Origin of the sequence: Jonesia quinghaiensis DSM 15701 (assembly GCF_000423205.1) — a bacterium.
GTDB classification, from domain to species: Bacteria; Actinomycetota; Actinomycetes; order Actinomycetales; family Cellulomonadaceae; genus Jonesia; species Jonesia quinghaiensis.
The window spans coordinates 16,813-39,217 of record NZ_AUHN01000005.1 but is presented as its reverse complement, the minus strand read 5'-3'; the positions used below and the strand labels follow the sequence as shown (position 1 = coordinate 39,217).

The window sequence follows — 22,405 nt, the reverse complement described above, 5'->3', positions numbered from 1 at the left end:
TCCGGGCTAATAGTCCGTTTATTGGAGGGGTTTGACCAGAGGAAACAGAATTGTCTCCCGAATTCCAAGACCCGTTAGCGCCATGAGAAGTCGGTCAAGCCCCATTCCCATCCCACCACTAGGAGGCATCGCGTATTCCATTGCCGTGAGGAAATCCTCATCAAGCTTCATCGCTTCATCATCACCGGCGGCAGCCAGTACCGCTTGCGCCTCGAAACGTTGACGCTGAATCACTGGGTCAACAAGTTCGGAATATGCCGTTGCTAGTTCAAACCCTCGCACATAGAGGTCCCACTTTTCCACAACACCTGCTTGGGTTCTGTGGTCACGTGTCAATGGTGATGTCTCCACGGGGAAATCACGCACGAAGGTTGGGGCGTAGAGATCATTACCAACAAAGTGTTCCCACAGCTCTTCAACAAATTTGCCATGGTTCGCTTTTTTGGGGTCAAGTGTGATTTCTACGGACTCAGCAAGCCGGGCAAGTTCAGCCACCGACGTTTCTGGGGTGATCTCCACTCCAGCACGTTCTGACAGTGAGTGATACATCGAAAGTTCAGCCCACTGGCCGCCCAGTTCGTACTGCGAACCGTCAGCAAGGGTAACGAGGGTCTCCCCGTCATACACCTCACGTGCAGCAGTCTGCACGAGGTCTTGGGTCAAGGTTGCCATCGTGTTGTAATCCCCGTAAGCCTCGTAGGCTTCCAGCATGGCGAACTCTGGGGAGTGCGACGAATCGGCACCCTCGTTACGGAAGTTGCGGTTGATCTCGAACACGCGCTCAAGGCCACCAACAACTGCGCGCTTCAGGAACAGCTCTGGGGCGATCCGTAAATACAGGTCCAGGTCAAACGCATTCATGTGCGTCACAAACGGACGAGCCGCAGCCCCGCCGTGGATTGTTTGGAGCATCGGAGTTTCGATCTCCATGAAGTCGCGGCGGTGGAAATTATCCCGCAGCGACCGCACAACATTTGCTCGCAGACGGGCTGCATCACGTGCCGCTGGGCGGGCAATGAGGTCAACGTAGCGCTGGCGAACACGTGCCTCTTCGGACAGTTCTGCTGTTGAACCGTCCTCACGTTCGTACAGGTTTGGCAGTGGACGTAGCGCCTTAGCTGCTAACTGCCATGAGGTCGCAAAAATAGAGAGCTCTCCGCGCCGCGAGGAGATAATCCGACCTTCAGCGAAAAGGTGATCCCCTAGGTCAACAACGGCCTTGAACTCTGTGAGAGACTCAGCTCCCACCTCACCTTGAGACAGCATGATCTGGAGGCGCTGACCGTCACCATCTTGAACCGTGACGAAGCACAGCTTGCCCGTGTTCCGTAGGAATACAACACGCCCAGCAATGCCAGCAGTGTCTTGAGTTTCCTCACCGATCTCTAAGTGAGCGTAGTCCTCGCGGATAGCCTTAATGGTGTGGGTACGCGCTACGGTGACAGGGTACGCCTGCTTACCTTCGGCAAGGAGCCTGGCACGTTTTTCGTGACGGACCCGCAGCTGCTCGGGAAGATCATTGCTTGTCTCAGCCGATGGACTCGGCGTTTCTAGGTTAGAGGTCACAGCGCCCATTCTACCGACCTCAGCCGAGTCTCACGGGTGGTTCGCCTCACGTTGGTGCTATAGCTCAGCCCATGTCGAGAGCAAGATCCAAAATCCGCGCTGAATGTGTCAACGCACCCACCGACATGTAATCCACGCCTGTTTCCGCAACGCTTCGCGCCCGCTCAATGGTGAGATTTCCGGTGGCTTCAAGTTCGACCCGCCCGAACTCGGGTTCCAACGCGCGGATGCGTCGAACTACACCAGCCATGACATCGTTGGCCATGTTGTCGAGCAGTAAAAACCGGGCCCCAGCCTGCACCGCTTCCACTGCTTGCTGCTCCGTGTCCGCTTCAACCTGAATATCAACGTCAGGAAAGGTGTCACGCACCCGGTGCACTGCTGCTGTCACCGAACCGGCTGCGGCAATATGGTTGTCCTTGACCATTGCCACGTCAAACAACCCCATGCGTTTGTTGGTGCCGCCGCCAGCACGCACAGCGTACTTTTCTAGTTCTCGCAGCCCAGGCGTTGTTTTACGGGTGTCCAACACCATGGATGATGTGCCTTCTAGGGCGAGCGCCCACTGATGGGTTGCTGTGGCTACTCCCGATGCCCGTGAGACCAAGTTCAGCAGTGTTCGTTCTGCAATAAGGAGCGCCCAAACCGGTCCGGTAAGCACTGCGAGCTGTTGACCGGCTGTTACCGTCTCACCATCGGTCGCGTGGAAGTCAACCTGCACGGCGCCTAAGTCAAGGCGGTCAACCACCTGGGTCAACACCACTGGCACTAACGCTAAACCGGCAACGACTCCCTCTTCGCGGGCCACAAGGCGGGCTTGGATCTGCGCGGTTGCTGGCATTGTCGCCATGGTGGTGACGTCACGGCCAGGTTGTTCGCCAAGGTCCTCTGCGAGCGCAATATCGACGATTGACTGCATCCATGCGTCGTTGAGGCCCCGGTCACCTGGTAGTGCGGGTGAACCGGTCACGGTGACGGTCATGTGGTCTCCTTGGCTGCGTGGTGTTTCACAGTGGCTGTTGGTGGCACTGTCTGTGCTGGGTGCCTTGGTGGGGCGTTAGTTGTGTGCGGTGCGGGTGAGCGGCGCGGTGTCGGCGAGGAGGTACCCCTCATGGTCGAGCCGGATAACGACGCGGCGCAGCCATTGGTCACTGCGTTGTGGGTGGTCTGCTCGGAAGTGCCCGCCGCGGCTTTCAGTTCGAGTGTGTGCTGCAAGGGCGAGGGCGCATGCCACGGAGTGCAGGTTGGTGGTTTCCCACTCTGCTGCTTGTGGGAGTGTGGATTGGTTTCCGGGGAGGGTCTCTGGGATGTCTGCGTCGATGCGTACTCGGGAGAGGGCGTTGAGGGTGCGGCTCAGTGTTTCGTCTGTGCGGAGTACGCCTGCTCCTGCTGTCATGGCGCGCTGGATCCGGGTGCGGGTGGCGGACATGACGAGTCCGCTGTGGTTTGCACGTGGTTGCGGGTCTCGTTGTGGGAGTTCTCCGGCTGCCATGCGGTGGGCGATGTCTGCTGCTGCTCGGTGCGCGAAGACGATTCCTTCAAGGAGGGAGTTCGAGGCGAGTCTGTTTGCGCCGTGGACTCCGGTGCATGCCGCTTCACCGATGGCGTAGAGGCCACGCAGGGTGGTTCGCCCGGCGATGTTTGTCACGATCCCACCAGAATGGTAGTGCTGTGCTGGTGCTACTGGGACTGGTTCTTGGGTGAGGTCGAACCCATGTTCGAGGAGGCGCGCGTGGATGGTGGGGAACCGTGCGGCGATGAAGTCTTTCCCGAGGTGCCGGGCGTCAAGGAGGACGTGGTCTTCGCCAGTTTTTTCCATTTGCCGCACGATCGCGTGGGCGACAACGTCGCGCGGTGCGAGCTCGGCCATGTCATGCACGGCGGGCATAAATCGGTTTCCGTCAACGTCAATGAGGTAGGCACCTTCGCCGCGCACTGCTTCGGAGATGAGTGTGAGTTGGCCTTTTGCCCCTGACCCAAGCCACAGGACGGTGGGGTGGAATTGCACAAACTCCAAGTCCGCGAGGTCAGCCCCTGCGCGCAGGGCTGCTGCGGCTCCGTCAGCGGTGGTTTGGCTGGGGTTTGTGGAGGACACATACAGTTGCCCGATGCCCCCGGTGGCAAGCACGACAGCGCGTGCTAGCGCTGCACCAACTCCGTCACGGGTCCCTTCTCCGCGTACGTGGAGGGTGACGCCGCAGGCTACACGCCGATCAGCATCATCTGATTGTGGGGGGATCTCACCGGAGGACGTGAGAATGTCGATGACTTGAGCGTGTTCGATGATGTCGATGCCGGGGTCATTGCGCACTTGTTCCAGTTGAGCAACCAGGGCGCGCGAGATTTCTGCTCCTGTTGCGTCTCCACCAGCGTGGGCAATGCGGTCAGCGTGGTGTCCCCCCTCGCGGGTAAGTGACACGGTGCCGTCAGTGGATAGATCAAAATTGGCGCCACGGTCGATGAGGTCACGGACTCGCCCTGGGCCTTCGGTGACTAAGACATCTACCGCATGTGGGTCACAGAGCCCAGCGCCAGCTGTGATGGTGTCGTCTCGGTGAGCTGCTGGGGTGTCGGCTGGGTCAAGGGCTGCGGCGATACCCCCTTGGGCCCACACGGTTGATCCTGAGGACAGTACGTCCTTGGTGACCAGGAGTACTCGCCCAACCTGGGAACGTAATTCTAGGGCTGCTGTGAGCCCGGCGATACCCGACCCAACGACGATGACGTCAGCGTGAACTGTCCAGCCTGGTTCTGGTGCAGCAAGCTGCGTGGGCAGGGTGATTCCCTGCACGTCGTTCACCGTTGAAACTGCGCGATCGGCAGCCCCGAGGATTCAAGGTCATATCCGTGGGGAACCTGACCGGGCTCGTGCGAGTGGTCAACGATTCGGTTGTGTTCATCAACAAAAACCACTTGAGGCAGGTAGTGCCGCGCTTCGGTGTCAGCCATCATCCCGTAGGCGATGATGATGACAATGTCTTGTGGGTTGATGAGGTGCGCTGCAGCACCATTAATGCATACTTGCCCTGACCCTCGTTCACCGGGGATCACATAGGTTGTGAGGCGTGCACCTGTGGTGACATCGACAACATCGACCTGTTGCCCCGGGTAGAGGTCCGCAGCTTCGAGGAGATCAATGTCCACGGTAATGGAGCCAACATAGTGCAGGTCGGCTTGGGTGACAGTGGCACGGTGGATCTTGCCGATCATCATGGGACGGAGCAGAGACGTCACGGAGGTTCCTTCATCAGACTTCAGGTCATCAACTTAAGGCATCTCTCCTGCCCAGCGACTGCTACCGGCACTGGTGGCCGGGTGCATCACTGCGCGAAAGTGATACGCCTGTTGTCTATCAGTCTAGTCCTGCCGACCCGTGCCGCCACGAGGGCGAGAGCCACGCCACAGTACTGGGAATCCACTTCAGCGATGGTGTGGGGGTCAACGAGAACTAAATAATCAACATCAATGTGGGGTCGCTTGGCAAAAATGTCACGCCCTGCAGACAGCGCCTCATCAGGTGTACTACCGCGTGCAGCAACCTCAGCAATCGTGTGCAATACATGCGACAGGGTTAGTGCATCATCGTGTTCTGCCGCCGTGAGGTAGGCGTTGCGTGAGGACAGGGCCAACCCGGAAGGGTCACGCACAATCGGTACCGCTTCAATCTCCACATCAAGATTGAAATCTTTCACCATTCGACGGATCAACAACAACTGCTGGGCGTCTTTTTCCCCAAAAAAAGCTATGTCAGGTGTCGTTAATAGCAAGAGCTTCAGCACCACGGTGAGCATGCCGTCAAAGTGCCCCGGGCGAGCTGCCCCTTCTAAGATGCCACCCAAGTGTCCAGCAGTCACCCGCACCAGAGGCTCCTGGTCGGGGTACATGTCGGTGATGTCCGGGGCGAACACGAGGTCCACTCCTTCGTGCGCAAGCATGGCAAGATCTGCTTCTACGTTCCGCGGGTACGCGTCAAAGTCTTCCCCCGGCCCGAATTGCAGAGGGTTAACAAAAATTGTCACCACCACGTGATCCGCCTGCGCTCGTGCAGCACGCACCAACTCCATGTGCCCCGAATGCAATGCACCCATCGTCATCACCACCGCGCGCCGCCCTTGGGGCTTCGCAGAATCATCGGTGCCATCAGCAGATAAGACAGACGAATCTCCAACCACCCGGCTACTCAGCGCATGCAACGCATCATGGAGTTCCGCCACCGTGTGAACGGTGTGCGGGCGGGGAGGAGGGCAAACAGCAGCCGGGGAAGGCATGAACACACCTAACTTTGTTTCTCATAGTGACAACGAACAACTGTGGAACCTCGACTACGGGCGTTCCACCGAACCATTGAGAACATCAAGAATGTCCTGTGCTTGGCGTTCCGACAAACGCCCAGCTGCTAGGCTACGCACCGTCGCCCCGCGGGACAATTCTCGATAACCCGCCAACACATCGGCGGTGGCACTTGTTGAAGCAGCCTGTGCCACAACACCCAGGTGCCGGGCAACAGTACCCACATCACCACGAGCAACTGGACCAGTCAGCGTATGAATGGGGTCACTATCCGTAGCCGCGCCTCGCAACGCACCATCAAGGGCGGCACTCATCAACGGTTCCAACACGGCCCCTGGGCGGTCGATACCCGCTTTCGCCAACAACTCCGCAGCTTGGGCAACCAAAACCACGAGATGGTTCGCGCCATGAGCAAGCGCCGCGTGATACAACGCGCGCTGTTCCTCAGGGACAACGACAGGTTCAGCGCCCAATTCAACCGCCAACGCCTGACCGATCGGGAGGAACGGCCCGGGCGCTGTCACGGCACAGCAGATACCCTCTAGGCGACTGATGTCCAACGTCGTACCAGTGAAGGTCATCGCTGGGTGCAACGCGATAGGTACCGCACCGCGCCGCACAGCCGGCTCGAGAACGGAAATTCCCACACTGCCTGACACGTGAATAACGATCTGCCCGGCCTGCCACGCACCGAGCGAAGCGAGACCTTCAACCACAGGAGCCAAAGCATCGTCGGGTACCGCAAGTAACACCACCTCAGAGCGTTCCACGACCGCTTGAGGCTCAAGGCGCGGCACACCAGGAAGCAACGTATCGATGCGTTCCCGGCTTGCGTCACTATCCCCTGATGCTCCCACGATGTCGTGACCAACGGCGCGCAGCGCACTGCCCAACACCGCACCAACACGACCAGCACCCACAACGCCAATCCGCAAACGACCAGGCCGATGCGGCGGGTACCCCAAGGCAGGCTCAGACGTCATGATGCAGCCACCTGGTCTGCGCGGGCACGTGCTTCACGCGATCGGATGGCCTGCTCCTCCAACAAACGTTGCGCATCGTGCTCAGTAAGGTGACCAACGGAAGGAACAATCTCCCCCGGGGTGGAGTGCAACTCCACAGATGCCAGACCGAGGCGGCGTTGCAGGGGGCCTTGCTTCACAGCCAACGACTGGGTGCGTTCATGGGGCACAACCTCAATAACTCGGTTGAAGAACCCACTGCGGGCAATGATTGCCCGGTCGGTGAGGACATACCCGTTGCGCCGGTAGGACCATGGGTCCAACCAGCGTGCGCTACGAGGGCTGGTGATGAATCCCAGGTCCGTGCCCGAACCTGTGAGCGCAGCGTCCACGAGGGCGATGGGGTCTTCGGTTCCAAGGTCAGGCAGGACCAGCCATAGTGCATCCATAGCTTCGACGCGGCTACCGACGGGCAAAATCGTTGATTTATCTTTACCCATGTCTTGTAGGGAGAACTGACCCGCTACGTTGACAGTTGCACGCCACCATCCAAAACGCCGCCACAACAATGACTGGGAGAGACGTAACGCTTGGACACGTCCTGTGGGGATTGTTTGAGCGGTAGTTTCCAACAGGCCCTTACGGACACGTAGCCCGTCATGTGCCACGGCTGCGGTAAATCCGTACTCGGAGACCAGTCTCTGCCACACAAAGGGACCAAATCCAAAGAGGAACGGAAGTAACGAAAACGCAATCGCTGAGTTGCCGAAAGCAAAGGCCGTCACCATCACAATGATCGTGATGATAGTCAGAAATGCAGCAACTGACAGCAACGCGGACGCGACAATGCGTGGCGCAGGTATTTCGTAAATGACCCGTTCTGGTGCGTGGTTAACTGCACGGCGCGGGGCGGGTTCCGTAACAGCTTCTCTATCGGCAGAGTCTTCATAACCATCTGCGTCTTGATCAGTTGGAACGTGGCCATCAGGCCCATTGGCATCGCTGTGAGCAGTGAGCGGTTGACCCGTTGAGTCAACTGGTTCCTCAGCGTGATCAGGTGGTAGCGGAGACCGGGTTGTCTGCGGGTCGTCAGTAACTTCGTCAATGTGGTCCAGGAGCATTTCGCGCACCTGAATGGCGTCATTTTCGGTCAGGAAACCCAGTTTCACATTCGTTTCACCGCCCGCTGCGGATGCGATATCAAGCTCGGAGAGCCCCACAAAACGCGCAAGAAGTGGGCGTGTAATGTGAATCGTCTGGATCCGATCAAGGCGTACTTTGCGCTCCTGACGGAACAACACACCAGACTTTACGTACAGCGCTTGGTCACTCCAGGCGTAGCGCATGCGGCGCCAAGCGAGCCATCCATAACCAACCCACAACAGGGCGGCACCGAAAGCAATCCCGAGAGGGATGAGGACATCACGTGGCTCTATGCCTCCCTCGAGCATGTCTTGCGGGAAGTTTTGCCCCATACCCAGGAGCACAGCAACCACCACAATCCATCCACGGATAAAGGGGGTAGCTTTGTGAACGCGACGCCAGGTAAGACCGTCAGCTTCTCTCACGTCACTCACGGATTACAACCCAGCCAGTCGTGACTCACCACGGCTCGCGAGACGATCGCGTAACCGGGCCGCTTCATCTGGTTCGAGCCCTGGAACATCAGCGCTTGTTGCCATTGATGCCGTGTGAAGTGTCACCTTCGCAATCCCGAACTTGCGGTCAAACGGGCCAGCCTCAACGTCAACGAGCTGCATACGTCCGTATGGCACAACCGTCAACGACCGAAAAAGGATCCCAGAACGAATGAGGAGGTCCTCTTCACGTTCCGCATAGCCCATCGCAGGCACCTGCCTGCGAATCACGACCGCAACCCACACGAAAACACCGACAAGGACAGCCACAATGAGAGCAGTCCACCACGCCGTCCACAGAACAAGGGCAACAATGGCGGCAACCACTGGGAGGAGCATCGTTAACGTCCAGGTCAGCAAACGCACCTTCACAAGCTGCGGTGATACGCGAGTCCAGGTGACGTCTGACGGGTCAAAGAGCGTGTCAATGCGCTCACCCATGTTCACTCCTCATTCATTGTGCGCGCGGGATGCCGTTGACTTCCCTACACCTCGGGGATTGTTCCTCGAGGGCGCGCTTTCTCGGTGTCCCCGTCGTCTTCGGGCGGGATCTGGCAGTTGCCCTCTGCAATATATCCGCAGATGCACAACACTAGCGAAGCAATAACAGCCGCCCCGGCGAACCACGCCCGATGGGCCTGCGATTCAATACCAAGGTTCTCTAGTGTGAGCAGCAACTGTCCACCGTACCAGCCAACAAAAAGCGCACCACCCAAACAGGTCGCTTTAGCAAAAACCGCGATACGAGCCGCGGCCAGCCCACTGAGCTTCGGCTTTTTCCCCGCCAAATACGCTCGCACCGTGAGACCAGCCCAGGTCACGCCAACAGCCAGTCCAACAATCACGAGAATCTGTAAGACCGTGACAGCTGGAACGTGCATCCCGTAGCGCCGCAGTAGAAGCAGGATCCCCCACGTACCCCCAAGTGACAGGACACTGAGGGAAATGAGTTGAGAGATTCGGGAACGCGTCATCGTTGCACTATCCTTCAGTGCTCACCCAGTCTAGGGCGAGCCATCTGACACCGGAACGGTCCGGTGCGGTGTCGGCGAGGTCCGCAACCGGCCCTCCACCAAGCCCAGGAAGCTCAGCGTCTGGATCAATCTGAGCCCAAGGAACAAGCACAAATGCGCGCTCGTGAGCGCGAGGGTGCGGAAGTTCCAGTTCATCAGTAGATGAGATGACACCTTCATAAACCACGATGTCGATATCGAGTGTTCGCGGCCCCCAGTGCTCCTCACGGACACGCCCGTGAGCGTTTTCGATCGCCTGAGTTGCCCGGAGTAGGTCGCGCGGAGCCAGGGTTGTTTCACCGATGATGACTGTGTTCAAGTAATCAGGTTGGTCTGGGCCACCTACCGCAGCCGTGCGGGCAAGCGGTCCAATATCAACAACAGTGAACCCTTCAGTGTCATGCAACGCTTGGACAGCGCCGCTTAACGCCTGCTGGGCATCACCCAAGTTTGCCCCCAGGGCAAGAACGACCTTGGTTGGGCTCTCAGGTTCACGATCTAGTGGGTCAAGGTCGTCATCATCCATGACATCTGGAATGTGGGTTTCTTGAAGAATTGAGTTCCGCAAAGCAAGCAATTGCGGGTTGGGGGTCTCTTGACCATGATCAAGGTGATCGTTGTGGGCCAAGTCATCGAGGTCGTCTTCAACAAGTTCAGGGATATCGACGCTCAGTGGCTGCTGGCCACTGTCCGCCACCGGGGACTCGTCGTGACCGTGGTGGGAAGGCTCAGCGATCTCTGGGGCGAACGTTGGTTGCCACGCAGGCTCAACATCGTCGACAGAACGGGCAGGTGCGCTATATGCCCCGGGCTCTGGTGGGGCGAAACGTGACACAGGCGGAACGGCTTTTGCTACAACCTCTTCTGGGCTCAGTGACACAGGTGATGGGCTGCGCTGAGGCAGCCCCTCTGCGGTTTGCTGAGGCAACGCAACAGGAGGAACATCTTGCTGTTGCTGCGAGACATCGGATGCTGTTGGGGTGTTCCTTGACTCTGCCACGTGAGGTGCAGCAGTTTGGCGCGGTGCAGGTGTGTCGCTAGTCGCTCCCGTAGCCGCATTGTCTAAGAAAGGTTTAGGCAAAGGAGGTAGTTCTCTGGACTGTGTCATCGCGAACAGTGGCTTCGACATGTCCAACGGAGTATTAGCGTCACCACCCAGAAGCTCTGACAGTGTTGGCGCACGGTGCGGTTCAGCAGCAGCCTCTGAAACAGCAGGGATGGTACCGGTCATCGCAGCACCAGCGAAAAACTCGCTCGAGGTGCGAGCGGATTCTGGGCCAGAAGCAGACTGATCAGGCTGAGGAGTGTCGTGGCTGTGAGGTTCGGCGTCAACAACAGCTGACTCGCCTGCCATAGCAATAGGGGTCTCTTGCGCATCGCCGTCGCGCTGAGGCTCTTCGTCAGAGATGTACTCGTGATGAGAGTCTGGCTCATGGTCACGGTACCCGTTGCGGGCTTCCTCAAACTCGTGCGGGGCAGATGCCTCATGCGTGTTCTGCAGTGAAGCAGCGTCATGTGGTGTGGCCACATCAACGTGTGGGAACTCTGGTGAGTACGTCTCAGCAACAGTGGGGATCACGGTTTGTAGCGCTGAGGGGTGCGTTGGTGAAGTGGGCACAACAATGGGAGTCATTGTTGTTGACGTGCCAGGTTCAGTGATGGGTTCCTGAGGAGAAACCGGCACCTGTGGTGTTGGGGCTTCCGGGGTTGGGTCGTGGAGTGGTTCTGATGGGTAATCCTGGTCAACGTCAGGCTGAACCTGGACTGGGAAACCACCGACTGGTGTTTCCACACCCAAAACTATTTCATCAAAGCTGGGAAGATTACCGGCAGCAGACACCGCTGAAGGTGCGGCAGTGGGTTGTTCCTCAGGTGACGGGACCACCGGAATCATGGTGCTGCGGGGGGCGGGGTCTTCGTCAGCACGCTCCACACGATGATTGATTGCCGATTGCGGTGTGAATTGCTCGGTGGAGGTCACTTGGCGGCGCTGAATAGTCACCGCAACGTTTGAGAACGGAACACTTATAGGCGCTTGGGGTTTATGAACGGTGACAATACATCCACTCACTTGCGCGTAAGCAAGAACCCGGTCGGCGATGCGTTCCGCGACCGTTTCAATGAGGTTCACCGGCTCACCGGACAAAACACCCACCACGTCTTCAGCAATCAACGCATAATTCACTGTGTCTGTCAGGTCATCTGAACGACCAGCCTGACTAATGTCAACAAAGAGCGTGATATCCGCGAGGAAGGTTTGACCTTCTTCTCGTTCGCTCTGAAGCACACCGTGATATCCGGTTGCTTGCAATCCAGTGAGTTGGATTGTGTCGACATCATCCAGTGTGGCTCGGAATCGAGTCTCACCAGCGTTCATTACGTACCCTTCGTCGTGGCGGATGCACCGTTTATGGTGGACACCCCTGCGCCCGCAATCTTAATGGGTGAACGCACCTAACAACTAGCCCATGCGTCACCTACACGGGCTGCAGCAACTGACCGCGGCACATCGTGAACCCTCACACACCACGCACCATGTGCTGCGACCAGCGCAGTCACTGCTGCGGTTGCGTCATCACGGCCTTCGGGTGGAACTGTGATTTCTGGCCCCGGTGACAATAATCGTCCCAGAAAACGTTTACGTGACGCCCCAATAAGAAGCGGGTATCCCAGTTCTGTGAGTTGGTCTACGTGACGAAGTAGCGGCCAATTGTTTTCACCAGACTTAGAAAAACCAAGACCCGGATCGAGAACAATGTTTTCCCGGCGTACGCCACAGTCCATCAGATGTTCGGTACGGGCCAACAATTCCATGCTGACGTCGCCAACAATATCGTTGTACACCTCAAGTGAATCCATGACATCAGCGTGTCCGCGCCAATGCATGGCAATAAAAACTACACCGGTTTCAGCGGCGACACGCGACATATCATCGTCAGCCAGACCACCGGAAACATCGTTAATAATCTGAGCCCCGGCTTCAACTGCCTGGTAAGCGACCCGCGCGCGAGTGGTGTCCACAGACACCACCGCGCCGGCAGCAACAAGTTCGCTGACCACGGGGATGACCCGGGCGATTTCTTCATCTTCAGGGACACGTGCTGCCCCTGGGCGGGTAGATTCCCCGCCCACATCGACGATGTCAGCCCCCTGCGCAATAAGTTCCAGACCGTGGTTCACCGCTTCACGAGCAGTGAACCACAATCCACCATCAGAGAAAGAATCAGGCGTCACATTCACAACCCCCATAACGAGGGTGCGCTGTAACTCCGTGATGCTCTGTGGCAAAGCAGAAGGGTGCTTCCGCGTCACCGTGCTATGACCTCACAATGAGACTCATCGCCTCAGCGCGAGTCGCAGGGTCACGCATTTGACCCCGCACCGCTGAGGTCATGGTGCGGGCGCCAGGCTTACGCACACCACGCATCGACATACACAGATGCTCACACTCAACGACAACAATCACACCGCGCGGGTGGAGAGTTTCCACCAGCGCGTCCGCGATCTGGGTAGTGAGCCGCTCTTGCACTTGAGGCCGCTTGGCAAAGACGTCAACGAGCCGAGCCAGTTTCGACAACCCCGTCACCCTGCCGTCTTCACCAGGGATATACCCCACATGCGCCACCCCGTGAAAAGGCACCAGGTGATGTTCGCACGTGGAATACACCTCGATGTCTTTGACCAAAATCATTTCATCGTGGCCAATATCAAACACCGTGTTCAGAACTTCTTTGGGGTTCTGGCGAAGCCCGGAAAACACCTCAGCGTAGGCTTTAGCCACCCGGCGAGGGGTGTCTTGTAATCCTTCACGGTCAGGGTTTTCACCTACCGCAAGGAGAAGTTCCCGCACCGCAGCTGCAGCACGGTCAAGGTCAACGTCACGGTCAACCCCGTCAGGGATATCGGTCATGGTGTCACTCACTCGCCACGCGGAGCGTCGATGGGACCTGAACCGGTAGGTTCAGCACCACCAACCTCACCTTCAGTGTGCGGACCAACCTCGATTCCGCTCTGCACCTCAACGGGCTCCACAGCGGGCTGCGCTGGGGTGTCCACAGGACCAGGTGCATCGTGCAATGGGCGGTCATTTGATGAGTGCCACACTGGACGCGCCGAACGCTTCACCACAGGAGCGAAGATCTCAGCGAGTTCTGCTTCGTTGAGGGTTTCTTTCTCCAACAACTGAATCACCAGGGTATCGAGCACGTCACGGTACTCAGTGAGCACCTCCCACGCTTCTCGGTTAGCTGTGTTGAGGAGTTCGCGAACCTCAGAGTCAATGGCGTTGGCGACATCTGGTGACGGACTGCGAGCACCTTGCCCCTGTTGGAAACCATAGAGAGGTTCTCCCCCACCTTGACCGAGGTCAATGGTTCCTACCCGAGAACTCATTCCGTACTTGGTCACCATCTTGTAGGCGATGTCTGTCGCCTTTTCGATGTCGTTTGATGCCCCCGTGGTTGGGTCTTTAAAGACCAGTTCCTCGGCTACGCGTCCGCCCATGGCGTACGCCATGTCGTCGAGTAGTTCATTGCGGGTCTTAGAGTAACGGTCCTCGCTAGGCATAACCATGGTGTAACCAAGTGCGCGGCCGCGAGGCAAAATAGTCACCTTTGTGACCGGGTCGGTGTGCCGCATCGCTGCAGCAACCAACGCGTGACCACCCTCGTGGTACGCCGTGTTCTTAATCTCGTGTGCGTTCATCACGCGGGTGCGTTTCTGCGGACCAGCAATAACACGGTCGATTGCTTCATCCAGTGCACGGTCATCAATGAGTTGCGCGTTGGAACGGGCTGTCAACAACGCAGCTTCATTGAGGACGTTCGCGAGGTCGGCCCCGGAGAATCCTGGGGTTCGCTTGGCAACTGAGTGGAGGTCAACTGTTTCGACAACGGGTTTGCCCTTAGCGTGAACGTTCAGGATCGCTTCACGTCCCTTGAGGTCAGGCGGGTCGACCGAGATTTGCCGGTCAAAACGTCCTGGCCGCAGCAACGCGGGGTCGAGAATATCGGGGCGGTTGGTTGCCGCAATGAGAATCACGTTGGTTTTGACGTCGAACCCGTCCATCTCCACAAGGAGTTGGTTGAGGGTCTGTTCACGCTCGTCGTGACCACCGCCCATACCTGCTCCACGGTGGCGCCCAACGGCGTCAATTTCATCAACGAAGATAATCGCTGGTGAGTTCTCTTTTGCTTGTTGGAACAAGTCGCGCACACGCGAGGCACCCACACCAACAAACATTTCAACGAAGTCTGAACCTGATATGGAGAAGAACGGAACACCGGCTTCACCAGCGACAGCGCGCGCTAGCAGCGTTTTACCGGTTCCTGGGGGGCCGTAGAGCAGCACACCCTTAGGGATTTTTGCACCAACAGCTTGGAACTTCGCAGGCTCTGACAGGAACTCTTGGATTTCTCGCAGTTCTTCCACTGCCTCTTCAGCCCCGGCGACATCCGCAAATGTGACCTGTGGCATGTCTTTGTTGGCCATCTTGGCTTTGGATTTCCCAAAGCCCATAGCGCCACGTGTTCCACCCTGCATCCGTGAGATGAGGAAGAAGAACAACACACCGATGATGAGGAAAGGAATGATGATGGACAGCATGGACACAAGGAAGTTCGCACGGGCGATCTCCGCGTTGTAGCCGTCCTTGAGTGTGGCATTTTCGATGGCCTCAACGACCCCTGGGCCTTGTGGTGCCACGTAGTAGAACTCAACGAGTTTTCCGTAGTCTTCACCGTCTGCAGAGAATTCCTCTGACAACGTGAGACGTACCCGCTGGTCGCCGTCAACAATCAACGCTTGAGTGACTGTGTCACCCGAGAGAAGGTCGAGGCCTTGGGAGGTGTCGATCCGTCCAACTCGCTCACCGAAGAACATGGAGCCCGCAATGGCGAGCAATACGACGGCGAGCACGATCCAGACGATCGGCCCACTGAATAAACGCTTCTTTTTCATCGGCGGCCGGGTAACCCCGAATCCTTCCACTCAGATAGCAGCACATGCAGATAGAAGAAAACTACACTCAGATCTGCTTGAACCGCTCATGTATTCACCTTTGTTCGCCAAGGGCGCGAAGACAAGGTCTTTCACTGTCGCCCTGCGGATCACGAGATCACCCTAGCGGGACCGCCTGACAGTTGTCTGAATCCCCGCTGGATCCCCTACTGGTCAGTGTTGGTGGCCTTCCCAGCGCTGCGGTTAGGCGTACAGGTGGGCGGAAAGTGTCGCGACATATGGCAAGGTGCGGTACTTCTCAGCCCAGTCCAAGCCATATCCCACGAGGAACTCGTTGGGGAGGTCAAACCCGACGTATTTCACATCAACTTGAGCGACTGCGGCTTCGGGTTTGCGGAACATCGTCGCTACTTCGAGGGAAGCAGGGCCACGGGAACGCAAGTTGGTGATGAGCCATGACAGGGTGAGCCCGGAGTCAATGATGTCCTCAACGATCAACACGTTGCGCCCGGACAAGTCCGTGTCGAGATCTTTCAAAATGCGGACAACACCTGAGGAGCGAGTCCCAGAACCGTAGGAGGACACTGCCATCCAGTCCATTGCCACGGTTTCGTGTTCGAGGGCGCGGGAGAGGTCTGCCATCACCATGACGGCGCCTTTGAGGACACCGACCAAGAGCAGGTCACGGTCTGCGTAATCTGCGTCAATCTGCTGCGCCATCTCGCGCAATCGCTGCTGAATCTCCTCTTCAGTCAGCAGTACGCGTTCAATGTCTTCGGGTCGGGCTGAACCCACAGGAATCTCCTTGACGAGGTGGTGGAGGGATTGCTACTTCACACAGTAGGACGTGTGAAGACCAACATGCTACTTTGCCTGGCGACTGCTATGGCAGTCGGCAGGTGAGTCTCGCCTTGGCCACGCCATTGCGTGACCAGAGCGTCCATAGCGTCGATGTGGCGCATCGACAGTTCACCGGCGGGAGCGCCAGCTTCCCGTGCTGCGGCGCGCAATGCCCGATGCCGCACGGCAGCGGGCACATCACACAGCGTAGGAATATCAAGGGCGACAACCACATCGCAATGGTTAGGTGGCGCCGTGAGTGACAGGTGTGCTGCTTCTTGGGATGCCGTAAGAGTGCGTTCTGCCCACTGTTCGAGGGCGTGCGCATCGTCATGGAGTTGGCGGGCTGTCCGGGCCAGGGTGCGGGCGATTCCTGGCCCCAGCACGTCATCCAGGAGTGGGAGAACTCGTCCCCGCACTTGGGAGCGGAGTGGGCCGTTGGGGCTGTGGTCAAGGTTTGTGGGGTCCACCCAGTAAGGGATACCGAGTAGTTCGCAGATCGCTTCGGTGTCGCGGCGGGTGATGTCCAGAAAAGGTCGCAGGTACCGGCCAGTGTGGGGGCGGATCCCGGCTAGTGATCGGCTACCAGAGCCGCGCGCTAACCCCAGGAGTACTGATTCGGCTTGGTCGTCTAGGGTGTGGCCAAGCAGGATGTTGTCAACGTTGTGGGTGTCCGCTAGGTGGTCGAGGGCTGCGTAGCGTGCTGTTCGTGCAGCGTTTTCTGGGCCACCGTTGCCTGCCCCTTGGGCCACGGAAACGCGCTGGATAACAACATGTTCAATGCCGATGCGGTTGAGGGTGTCAGCTGCTGTTTGGGCGACCGCGTCGGAGCCTGGTTGCAGTGCGTGGTCGATGACAAATGCGCTGAGTTGCCAGTTGTGGCGTTGGGCAAGGAACTGGGCAGTTGCGGCTAGTGCGAGTGAGTCAGCTCCGCCTGAGCAGGCAATGGCGAGGTGATGTGAGCTGGAGTTGGGGGGAAGTGCTGCTCTGATGGCGTCGCGGGCTTGGCGGATCGGACGCGGGACGTGCGCCACTAGTCGAGGTTTTCGATTCGTTGGATCCAGTCGGCGGGGTTGTGGAGCTCAACGCGGCTGGGCAGGTATTGCGGCCCGGTCCATACTCGGTTCATGGTGTCGTGGCCTGCGGCGCTGATGACATCGCGCACAAACCCTGCCCCTAACCGGTACTGGTCGCTTTTGAGATTTGCGCCTAGCAGCCGGCCAATGATTTCTTGGCGGCGGGTGAGATCTGAACGGCGAGCGTCAAATCTGCGTCGTAACGATCGAACGGAGGCGATCTGGTCGTCTGTCACTGCGTCCATGACGGTGTCTGCGTAGCCTTCGAGGAGCGCCATCATGGCGAGGACAGATTCGAGGGTTTGGTGTTGCTGGTCATCGAGCACGGCTTCGAATACTGATTGCCCACCGCGTAGGACGTTGGCAACTGCTCTCACCCATTGAATGAGTGATGTTTCACTGCTGAACCCGTTGATGAGGGCTCGGGCATTGTCTTTCATGTAGTCGACAAGCCAGGGTGCGTGGGCAAATTGGAGTGCGTGTGTTTGTTCGTGGATGGCGACCCACAGGGCGAAGTCGTCGAGGTCAACGGCCATGGACCGTTGTGTTGCCAGCACGTTCGGGGCGACAAGGACGAGGTTGCCGGTCGCTGGTGTAGTTGTTTCCGGTCCGATAGCTGGCCCAAAGGGGTCAAATTGGCCCAGTATCCGTTGTGACAGGAATGTCAGTGTCGCCATAACTTCGACACCAGAGGTGACATCTGTTGGGTCTGGTTTCCCGTCAATGGGGGTGCTGTGCGACAACTCAAGAAGTTCGTCCATGGAGCGTGCGGCGGCAAGTGTCCATCCACGGCGGTCGAGAACTGACACCCGTGAGAGTGTGCCCTGCGGTACAGGCAGGTGAGCTAACTCTGGGACGAGGTCTGCGGCTAGTGCTGCACTGCTGCGCAGAACGTCAACAACTTCTTGGGCTTTGGCTGGGGATACTTGCGGTCCTGGTCGCACGATGCGCGCCGCGAGTTGGGCAGATTTCATCCACTCTTGGGAGGGGTTACGTGCTGTCATGAGCATCCACATTCTGAGAGTTTCTCAACAAAAGCGTCCATGCGCTGACGGGGGCCCCATTGGCCGCCGTCGGGAATGTCGTCGGCGATGATGGTGAATGTCAGGGTGCGTCCGTCGAGTGTCATGAGAGTCCCAGCAAGCGCTGTCACCCCGGGCAATGAACCTGTTTTGGCTCGTACTAGGCCCCGCCCGTTGCGTTGGGTGTAGCGGTCATCGAGGGTTCCATCGTAGGCAGCAATGGCCATTCCGCGCACAGCTTGGCGGTAGGAGGGGTCGTTAGCCATATCGTTTATCACAGAATCGATCAGTGAAGCGGTGACTCGTGAGGTGTCGCCGAGCCCTGAGCAGTCCACAAGTTCAACGCCTGTGGTGTCAAAACCCATGCCGTCGAGTGTTGCGATCACTGCAGTGGTGGCCCCATCAAATGTTGCGGGCAGGCCACGTTCCACGGCAACGAGGTGCCCCATGACTTCGGTGATGGTGTTGTCTGACGTTTTGAGGAAGTAGTCAACGATCTCACCAACGGGCGCTGATTCCACACGGGCGATGACGCGTTCGTCGTCGATTTTTGCTGCGTATCCGTCTTGTTCGATGACTCGCCGTTCAGGGGAGTTACCTACCGAAATTCCAGCTTCTTCGAGTTGGTCAGCGAACTGTTTGACGGCTTCTTGAGCTGGATCTGAGTAGCGCGGAGCATAGGTGCCCTCTTCTTTACGCCCTACGTCAACACCGATAGCTTGCACGGGAGCGGCGTAACCCAACGGGGGAATGTCATCAGCCCACGGGCCGGTTGTTGAACCGGTGAAGAGGGAGTCATCAAGGTACAGGTTGATCGTTGTTTGACCGGTGAGTTTAAGTTGCGCAGCCACCTGGGTGGCGAGGTCCCGCAGACCTGCACGTCCGTTAATGGCGTCCGGGTCGCCGTGAGTCGCAGAGAGCATCATGTCTCCCCCACCTACGAGGTACACCGTGTCAGGGGCAGTTTGCACCACGGTGGTGGGGAGTGTGGCGTGGGGGTCTAGAACTTCCATTGCGGCCAGAGCGGTGAGGATTTTTTGAACGCTGGCGATCACAATGGGGCGGTCAGCGTTAACTGCTGTGATTTGTTCTGAGGTGAAAGTGTCGCTGATAACAACCGCCACTGACTTACCGAGAGTGTCTTCATCGGCGGCGAAGTCTGCGGCGAGCTCTGCGATTTTGGCGCTGGAGGGGACTTCTCCCTCACCATCTGCTCGGGTTAATAGGGTGGAATTATCAGGGGTGGTTGTTGCCGCGGTCACTGTGGGGAAGGGACGCGCCGGGTCGATGGGAGCACTGTTGGTGAGGTATCCCGGTACGAGGTCGTTGATGTCTGCCCACACATACCCGCCCACGGCGACAAGCGCAAACGCAACTGTTGCGCTGACGATTTTTGACATGAGGCTCATTCGAACCCAACCTTTCGCACCCACCGGCTTTGACCGCATCTGCCCTGATGTAAGGGTACCTGCCACAAGGGTGCAGATGAGACGCGGGACACGGATCACAGCGACTCGATGACTCAGTCACGTCAAGAGTCGTCTACCCTAGAAAGTGGTCAAACCGACCAGATACCAGTCTATGGAAGACACCTCCTAGGCGCGTAACCCGCCAAGGCCAAGGTGCAATGGAGGAGACGCAGTGGAATTCGACGTCACTATCGAGATTCCGAAAGGTCAACGGAACAAGTACGAAGTTGACCACAAGACGGGTCGGATCCGTCTGGACCGCATGCTCTTCACGTCAACTCGGTATCCGGACGACTACGGTTTCATTGAGGGCACCCTTGGTGAAGACGGAGACCCGTTGGACGCATTGGTGCTGCTGGAGGAACCCACGTTCCCTGGCTGCTTGATCCGATGCCGCGCTCTGGGGATGTTCCGCATGGCTGATGAGGCTGGCGGAGATGACAAGGTGTTGTGCGTGCCGTTGGGGGACCAACGTGCGGCATGGCGTCAAGACATCGATGATGTCTCTGACTTCCACCGGCTTGAAGTTCAACACTTCTTTGAGGTGTATAAGGACTTGGAGCCTGGAAAGTCAGTGGAGGGGGCACACTGGGTCGGTCGTACGGAAGCCGAGAAGGAGATCGTGCGGTCGTTCCAGCGCGCTAAGGACGCTGGCTACGATTACACACTCCCTGAAGAACACTGACGGTAGCACTGTTACAACAAACGAGGTGGTGAGCAGAGTCGCTCACCACCTCGTTTGTGTATCAGGAAGCTGTGCACAGTGGGCGCTCAGCAGCCTGCGTCAGTGATGTTCTCCGTTGCGGGCTCAGGGGCGTCCCGCGTAGGGGAAGAGTTGGGAGTCCCATCGCACTGAGGTGATTTTTACGGGAATGCCTGGGCGCGCGGCTTCAATCATTTGACCGTTTCCGATGTACATCGCAACGTGGTAAATGCTCGATGGGTTTGAGGTGTCACTTCCCCAAAAGAGGAGATCGCCGGCCCGCATAGAGTTGAGGTTGATCTTTTTTACGCGCTGGTACTGCGAGCGCGATGTTCGGGTGATGGAAACGCCAGCTTCACTCCATGCCACGGAGGTTAGCCCGGAGCAGTCGAAGAGGTTTGGTCCTGCTGCGCCAAGTTGGTAGCCCTTCCCGATGCGTTTTTTTGCTGCTGCGACGGCATTGCGTCCTTGCGCCGCGGATCCAACGGATATGCCTTTGCCCAGGTCGGAGCTTGGTGGAGCGGGTGCTGGTTCTGGGTCAGGTGTGGGGGTTGGGGTGCGAGTGGGGGTTGGCGTGGGTGTCGGTGTTGGGGTCCGCGTAGGCGTTGGGGCTGGGGCGGTGGTTCGGGTTGGTTCTGGGTCTGGGGCAGGTGTGCGGGTGGGTTGGGGTGCAGGGTCAGGGGTGCTGGTTGGTGCTGGCGCAGGGTCGGGGTTGTTGTCGTTTTCGCGGGGCACTTCGCCAACGGTGACGCCGTCTTCTTCGTCTTCTTCTTGTTGGCGGATGCGTTCGCGGGCTGCTTCTTCTTCGCGTTCTTGGCGTTCTTGTGCGAGTCGTTCTTGGCGTTCTTGTTCTTCGGCTATGGAGGTTTGCCGGGCTTGAGCTAGTTCTTCAAGGAGTGCTGAGCGTTGTGTTTGCGCTTCGGCTGCTTGGGCTTCTGCTTGTGTTTGGAGGAGTTGAGTGTTTTGCATTGCCGCCGATGCTTCGTCCCGTTTATTGCGGGCTTGTTCGGCTGCGTCGGATGCTGCTCGTTCGAGGACTTCTGCGACGACTTTGTCTGCTTGGAATTGTTGGATGCGCTGGTCGGCTTTGCTGGACACGGCTGAGATGGCGTTTGTTTCGGTGATTGCTTGGTCAAGACCATCTGCGGTGAGTAGTGCGCTGAGCCCGTCGAGGGCGTAACTGGAGCGACTGGATTCTCGGGCGAGGCGGGCGACGAACACTCGTGATTCTGCTGCGCGGTCGTGGGCGTCGTCTGCCGTTGCACGAGCGGTGTCGGCGAATTCTTGGAGTTCGCGGTATGCCTCTTCGGCTTGGAGGTAGTCTTCTCCAGCGGCGATGACGGCGGTGTAGGCGGAGTCAACGCTTTGTTCAAGTTGGGCGATCTCTACATCGAGTTCAGCGACGTTGCGTGCCCGCTGTGACACGGCACTGTCTGTGTCGGTGTCCTCGGGGTCAGCTATGGCGGGTTGCGCGAGGGGCACTGTCAGGGCGATGACGAGGGCTGTAATAATCCCTGCTCGTCGGTGGTGCGGCTGGCGGGCTGTCATCATGATGGTCTTCCTGCAGGATGGGGAGATCTCCCACAAGCCTACCCACACTATGGGGAGTTCTCACGTATTTGCTGTTGGCAGTTTCGCTCACAGTGGTGCGTCCAGAACATGAGAACTTACCCAGCGTGATCTTCTCAGCGTCACGCAACCGTGCCATGGTTATCTCATGACCAAGCGAATGTGTTGTTGAGCAGCCCCATCAGCGCTGCGGCCACCTCCTTCGCCGTCCTCTTGTGCTCCCCGCCTGCCTCACGGCCTCCGCATCGCTGCGGAGAGTTCACCGTGGACATCGCATTCCGGTGAACCAGCGCTCCTTAC

General features: G+C 58.1%; 19 protein-coding genes. 1 reads left to right on the top strand and 18 read right to left on the bottom strand.

Annotation, left to right across the window (positions count from 1 at the left end; genetic code table 11):
• Positions 1-18: 18 nt before the first annotated feature.
• From lysS to dacB, 17 genes are all read right to left on the bottom strand, one after another.
• Positions 19-1,575 (bottom strand): lysine--tRNA ligase, encoded by a 1,557-nt coding sequence (gene lysS / locus G538_RS0103365; protein WP_051196544.1) that lies wholly within the window; start codon positions 1,573-1,575, stop codon positions 19-21.
• A gap of 55 nt (positions 1,576-1,630) precedes the next feature.
• The gene (nadC, locus tag G538_RS0103360) at positions 1,631-2,548 is read right to left on the bottom strand and encodes a carboxylating nicotinate-nucleotide diphosphorylase (RefSeq protein WP_029068198.1); all 918 of its coding nucleotides are present in this window, start codon (positions 2,546-2,548) and stop codon (positions 1,631-1,633) included.
• 75 nt (positions 2,549-2,623) lie between these two features.
• A complete protein-coding gene (locus tag G538_RS0103350; RefSeq protein ID WP_245566781.1) occupies positions 2,624-4,357 on the bottom strand; it encodes an L-aspartate oxidase in 1,734 nt (577 codons plus the stop codon).
• Between the two features lie 5 nt (positions 4,358-4,362).
• Entirely contained in the window at positions 4,363-4,800 is a 438-nt protein-coding gene (gene panD / locus G538_RS0103345; RefSeq protein WP_029068196.1) for an aspartate 1-decarboxylase, read from the bottom strand.
• Between the two features lie 86 nt (positions 4,801-4,886).
• Positions 4,887-5,834: a pantoate--beta-alanine ligase gene (gene panC, locus G538_RS0103340; protein WP_084618050.1), complete on the bottom strand. Its 948-nt coding sequence runs from the start codon at positions 5,832-5,834 to the stop codon at positions 4,887-4,889.
• A 54-nt stretch (positions 5,835-5,888) separates the two neighbouring features.
• Complete coding sequence (locus G538_RS0103335) at positions 5,889-6,839, bottom strand: Rossmann-like and DUF2520 domain-containing protein (RefSeq protein WP_029068194.1); 951 nt, start codon at positions 6,837-6,839, stop codon at positions 5,889-5,891.
• Positions 6,836-8,395: a PH domain-containing protein gene (locus tag G538_RS14875; protein WP_051196543.1), complete on the bottom strand. Its 1,560-nt coding sequence runs from the start codon at positions 8,393-8,395 to the stop codon at positions 6,836-6,838. Before G538_RS14875 ends, G538_RS0103335 begins: the two co-directional genes overlap by 4 nt.
• A 3-nt stretch (positions 8,396-8,398) precedes the next feature.
• Positions 8,399-8,896, bottom strand: coding sequence for a PH domain-containing protein (locus G538_RS0103325; protein WP_029068193.1), 498 nt, complete (start codon positions 8,894-8,896; stop codon positions 8,399-8,401).
• Positions 8,897-8,940: 44 nt separating this feature from the next.
• On the bottom strand, positions 8,941-9,429 hold the full coding sequence (locus G538_RS14870) for a DUF3180 domain-containing protein (RefSeq protein ID WP_051196542.1): 489 nt from the start codon (positions 9,427-9,429) through the stop codon (positions 8,941-8,943).
• A gap of 7 nt (positions 9,430-9,436) precedes the next feature.
• The gene (folK, locus tag G538_RS18275; protein ID WP_084618048.1) at positions 9,437-11,845 is read right to left on the bottom strand and encodes a 2-amino-4-hydroxy-6-hydroxymethyldihydropteridine diphosphokinase; all 2,409 of its coding nucleotides are present in this window, start codon (positions 11,843-11,845) and stop codon (positions 9,437-9,439) included.
• A 77-nt stretch (positions 11,846-11,922) separates the two neighbouring features.
• Positions 11,923-12,780, bottom strand: coding sequence for a dihydropteroate synthase (gene folP, locus G538_RS0103310; RefSeq protein WP_029068191.1), 858 nt, complete (start codon positions 12,778-12,780; stop codon positions 11,923-11,925).
• Between the two features lie 4 nt (positions 12,781-12,784).
• Positions 12,785-13,378, bottom strand: coding sequence for a GTP cyclohydrolase I FolE (folE, locus tag G538_RS0103305; RefSeq protein ID WP_035833163.1), 594 nt, complete (start codon positions 13,376-13,378; stop codon positions 12,785-12,787).
• An 8-nt stretch (positions 13,379-13,386) separates the two neighbouring features.
• Entirely contained in the window at positions 13,387-15,426 is a 2,040-nt protein-coding gene (ftsH, locus tag G538_RS0103300; protein ID WP_029068189.1) for an ATP-dependent zinc metalloprotease FtsH, read from the bottom strand.
• A 243-nt stretch (positions 15,427-15,669) separates the two neighbouring features.
• Entirely contained in the window at positions 15,670-16,221 is a 552-nt protein-coding gene (gene hpt, locus G538_RS0103295) for a hypoxanthine phosphoribosyltransferase (protein ID WP_029068188.1), read from the bottom strand.
• Between the two features lie 38 nt (positions 16,222-16,259).
• Positions 16,260-17,300 (bottom strand): tRNA lysidine(34) synthetase TilS, encoded by a 1,041-nt coding sequence (gene tilS, locus G538_RS14865; RefSeq protein WP_051196541.1) that lies wholly within the window; start codon positions 17,298-17,300, stop codon positions 16,260-16,262.
• Positions 17,300-18,346, bottom strand: a complete 1,047-nt coding sequence (locus G538_RS0103285) for a zinc-dependent metalloprotease (RefSeq protein ID WP_029068187.1) — start codon at positions 18,344-18,346, stop codon at positions 17,300-17,302. The genes tilS and G538_RS0103285 overlap by 1 nt, the downstream gene beginning before the upstream one ends.
• A complete protein-coding gene (gene dacB, locus G538_RS0103280; RefSeq protein ID WP_245566780.1) occupies positions 18,343-19,764 on the bottom strand; it encodes a D-alanyl-D-alanine carboxypeptidase/D-alanyl-D-alanine endopeptidase in 1,422 nt (473 codons plus the stop codon). Before dacB ends, G538_RS0103285 begins: the two co-directional genes overlap by 4 nt.
• 241 nt (positions 19,765-20,005) lie before the next feature.
• Here dacB and G538_RS0103275 point away from each other — a divergent pair, with 241 nt between their 5' ends.
• Positions 20,006-20,518: an inorganic diphosphatase gene (locus G538_RS0103275; protein ID WP_029068185.1), complete on the top strand. Its 513-nt coding sequence runs from the start codon at positions 20,006-20,008 to the stop codon at positions 20,516-20,518.
• Positions 20,519-20,641: 123 nt separating this feature from the next.
• Here the strand turns inward: G538_RS0103275 and G538_RS14860 are convergent, their stop codons facing one another.
• The gene (locus G538_RS14860) at positions 20,642-22,087 is read right to left on the bottom strand and encodes a C40 family peptidase (RefSeq protein WP_051196540.1); all 1,446 of its coding nucleotides are present in this window, start codon (positions 22,085-22,087) and stop codon (positions 20,642-20,644) included.
• Positions 22,088-22,405 lie beyond the last annotated feature (318 nt).

Excerpts from the sequence above, each read along its gene's own strand:
- lysS (WP_051196544.1), bottom strand. The coding sequence starts at position 1,575 with ATGGGCGCTGTGACCTCTAACCTAGAAACGCCGAGTCCATCGGCTGAG.
- nadC (WP_029068198.1), bottom strand. The coding sequence starts at position 2,548 with ATGACCGTCACCGTGACCGGTTCACCCGCACTACCAGGTGACCGGGGC.
- panC (WP_084618050.1), bottom strand. The coding sequence starts at position 5,834 with ATGCCTTCCCCGGCTGCTGTTTGCCCTCCTCCCCGCCCGCACACCGTT.
- G538_RS0103335 (WP_029068194.1), bottom strand. The coding sequence starts at position 6,839 with ATGACGTCTGAGCCTGCCTTGGGGTACCCGCCGCATCGGCCTGGTCGT.
- G538_RS0103325 (WP_029068193.1), bottom strand. The coding sequence starts at position 8,896 with ATGGGTGAGCGCATTGACACGCTCTTTGACCCGTCAGACGTCACCTGG.
- G538_RS14870 (WP_051196542.1), bottom strand. The coding sequence starts at position 9,429 with ATGACGCGTTCCCGAATCTCTCAACTCATTTCCCTCAGTGTCCTGTCA.
- folK (WP_084618048.1), bottom strand. The coding sequence starts at position 11,845 with ATGAACGCTGGTGAGACTCGATTCCGAGCCACACTGGATGATGTCGAC.
- folE (WP_035833163.1), bottom strand. The coding sequence starts at position 13,378 with ATGACCGATATCCCTGACGGGGTTGACCGTGACGTTGACCTTGACCGT.
- ftsH (WP_029068189.1), bottom strand. The coding sequence starts at position 15,426 with ATGAAAAAGAAGCGTTTATTCAGTGGGCCGATCGTCTGGATCGTGCTC.
- G538_RS0103285 (WP_029068187.1), bottom strand. The coding sequence starts at position 18,346 with ATGACAGCACGTAACCCCTCCCAAGAGTGGATGAAATCTGCCCAACTC.
- dacB (WP_245566780.1), bottom strand. The coding sequence starts at position 19,764 with ATGTCAAAAATCGTCAGCGCAACAGTTGCGTTTGCGCTTGTCGCCGTG.
- G538_RS14860 (WP_051196540.1), bottom strand. The coding sequence starts at position 22,087 with ATGATGACAGCCCGCCAGCCGCACCACCGACGAGCAGGGATTATTACA.